This is a genomic window from Streptosporangium sp. H16, from assembly GCF_051918855.1.
GTDB lineage: Bacteria > Actinomycetota > Actinomycetes > Streptosporangiales > Streptosporangiaceae > Streptosporangium.
In genome coordinates this window covers 1-677 of record NZ_JBPXMD010000132.1, presented here as the reverse complement: position 1 = coordinate 677, position 677 = coordinate 1, and the positions used below count along the sequence as shown (strand labels likewise).

Genomic DNA, 677 nt, shown 5'->3' with positions numbered 1-677 from the left:
AAGGCGCCGGGCTTCGGTGACCGCCGCAAGGCCATGCTGGGCGACATCGGCATCCTGACCGGCGCCCAGGTCATCAGTGAGGACCTCGGCCTGAAGCTGGAGTCCACCACCCTGGACCAGCTGGGTCGCGCCCGCCAGGTCATCGTCACCAAGGACGAGACCACCATCGTCGACGGTGCCGGCGACGCCGAGCAGATCGCCGGCCGGGTCAACCAGATCCGCGCCGAGATCGACAACACCGACTCCGACTACGATCGCGAGAAGCTCCAGGAGCGTCTGGCCAAGCTGGCCGGCGGCGTGGCCGTCATCAAGGCCGGCGCCGCCACCGAGGTCGAGCTCAAGGAGCGCAAGCACCGCATCGAGGACGCCGTGCGCAACGCCAAGGCGGCCGTCGAGGAGGGCATCGTCCCCGGCGGTGGCGTGGCGCTGCTGCAGGCCGGCGCCAAGGCCTTCGACAAGCTCGAGCTCTTCGGCGACGAGGCCACCGGCGCCGCGATCGTCAAGAAGGCGCTGGAGGAGCCCCTCAAGCAGATCGCCGTCAACGCCGGCCTCGAGGGCGGCGTCGTGGTGGAGAAGGTGCGCAACCTTCCCCCGGGTGAGGGCCTCAACGCCGCCACCGGCGAGTACGTCAACCTGTTCGAGACGGGCATCATCGACCCGGCCAAGGTGACGCGTTC

The 677-nt window shown here is 69.7% G+C and carries 1 protein-coding gene; it reads left to right on the top strand.

Annotated elements, in window-relative coordinates; translation table 11 throughout:
• Window positions 1-677: TCP-1/cpn60 chaperonin family protein (locus ACTOQ2_RS44010; protein ID WP_440108004.1), on the top strand; the 677-nt coding region annotated here is incomplete at both ends.